General features: G+C 58.0%; 1 protein-coding gene. It reads left to right on the top strand.

Going from position 1 to position 2341, the window contains the following annotated elements; translation table 11 throughout:
* Window positions 1-2341, top strand: a 2341-nt coding sequence (locus AAC083_RS06855) for a VCBS domain-containing protein (RefSeq protein WP_219927870.1), incomplete at both ends; no start/stop codon positions are given.

Genomic DNA, 2341 nt, shown 5'->3' with positions numbered 1-2341 from the left:
GCCGAGAACGGCACCTGGAGCTACAACGTCGACAACAGCAAGGTGCAGTATCTGGGCGAGGGTGAAACCAAGGTCGAGACCTTTGTGGTCAAGAGCTTGGATGGCACCAGCCACACAGTGACAGTGGTGATCAACGGCACCAATGATTTGCCAACCCTGTCTATCTCCAATGGCGCAACTGTTTCCGAAGAGGGCTTGCCCAACGGCATAGCCGATAACAGTGGCAACCCGGATACCACGGATGCCAAGAGCATGTCTGGCACTATCTCCGTCGGTGATGTGGACAGCAGCAGCGTGGCAGTTTCACTGGGCGGACCGACAGGGCTGACCTCTGGTGGCGCCGAGGTGAAGTGGAGTTGGGACGCTGGTAGCAAGACGCTGGTTGGCTATACCGGTACCCTGGGTAGCGATGGCTACAAGGCGGTGGTCGAGGTCAAGCTGACCGCACCGAACGCCAGTGGCAAGGGTGATTGGGCCTATGATCTGACCCTCAAGGCGCCGCTTGACCACCCGGTCAAGGGCCAGGAGGATTCCCTGTCGTTCCAGCTGGACGTCAAGGTCTCCGATGGCAAGGGCACGACCACAGGTAAGCTGAATGTCACCGTCGAGGATGATGCGCCGATCGCTGGCGATGCTGCAGCAGTCTCTGTTGCCAAGACAAATATTCCAGATGTGCTGATCGGGGTATTTGATCTGACCAAGTTCAGTGGCAACAGGGCCCTGGTCGATTTGGCTGGCTTTACCATCACAGCTAAGGGGTTCACCTCTGCAACAAACTCAACTCTGATTGATGCCAGCGTCAATGGTTCCAATGCAGGGTTGGGGGTATCCAGCGTGGCCGGGCCGTACCACAACATTGCCAACGAGATAGACTTCCGTCACTTCGCGAACGGAACCTCTGCCTCCGAGCAGTTAATTGTGAAGCTGGATCCGGGCACGGTTGCCTATGGTGCCAACATCAAGTTCAACCAGATGTTCGGTGGTGAGCTGGAGAGTGGCGTGGTCGAGTTCTACCGGGCTGGTGTGCTGATTGGTACTCAGACCTTCAGCTCTAATGCGGCCAGTGGCGATTACGCCGAGAACTTCCAGGTGCAGCAAGGCGGCTTTGACACCATGGTGATCAAGGCTACCAATAACGGCAACACCAATACCTCGGACAACAGCGACCTGACGGTGAAGAGCATAGAGTTCCTCGGTGCCACCACGGCACCGGCCATCGCTTACGGTTCGGGCACTGTCACTCCGCAGTGGGGGGCTGATGGCAAGGGCTATATGCAGCTGCTCGGCTCCAACGAGACTGGGTTGACCACGGCCACCGGCAAGCTGATCACCACTACCATGGAGTCAGCCAATACCCTGATAGGCAAGGCCAGCGATGGCACCCTGGTGTTCCGTCTGGAATTTACCCCGGCCACCGGCAAGTGGGAGTTCTTCCAGTACCAGAACATGTCCAGGCCACTGGGTGACGGTGATATCGACTTCCAGATCAAGGTGGTGGATGCGGATGGCGATTCCAGCCAGGGCTCTTTCGCGACCAAGCCGCTGTTTACTCCGATAGTGCAGTCGGTTTCCAGCGAGAGTGCAGCGGAAGGCGGCAATCTGTTGCATACGGTGGTGTTGTCTGACACTACCCAGGAGGCGACCCCGTTTGACTTCGCCATCAGGGGCAGCGGTACCAACCCGGCTTCCAACCTTGATTGGGGCACTGCCCAATTTAGCAATGGGGTTATCTACAACAGCGCCACCGGCAAGATCACTGTACCGGCCGGGGTATCCGGCTTTACCGTGACCATACCGACCGTGAACGATCGCCTGGTCGAGGCGAACGAGACCCTGACGGTGACCGTGGGTGGTCAGAACGGCACAGGTACCATCATCGACAACGACCGTGCCCCTGTGACCACGGGTGGACACGGTGTCGGGACGGAAGACACACCGCTGGTACTGAAATGGTCCCAGTTTGGTGCCAGTGATGATCAGGCTGCGTCTGATCTGAGCCTGCAGATCAATACCTTGCCGCAAAATGGCAAGCTGGAGTATCTCAATGCGGCCGGTCAGTGGATTGCCGTGAAGGCAGGAGATCTCATCTCCTACGCCGATATCGACAGTGGCCATCTGCGCTTTGTGCCCGGTCTCAATGAATCCAGCACCAGTGCAGTCAATGGCAGCGGTGCGACGACGGGCAACCAGCAAGGGGACTACGCCAGCCTGGGTTACCAGATCAGCGACGGTGCCAACCTGAGCAACTCAGGCAAGCTGGTGATTGACATCGCTGCCGTGGCTGACAAGCCGGTGGTGGATATCAGCCTGACCGGCAATGGCGTGCCGCTCTATACCCAAT

The organism is Aeromonas sp. HMWF014 (assembly GCF_963878295.1).
In the GTDB taxonomy this organism is placed as follows: domain Bacteria; phylum Pseudomonadota; class Gammaproteobacteria; order Enterobacterales; family Aeromonadaceae; genus Aeromonas; species Aeromonas popoffii.
Note: the sequence above shows the minus strand (reverse complement) of the source record. Positions and strands in the feature narration are given on the sequence as shown.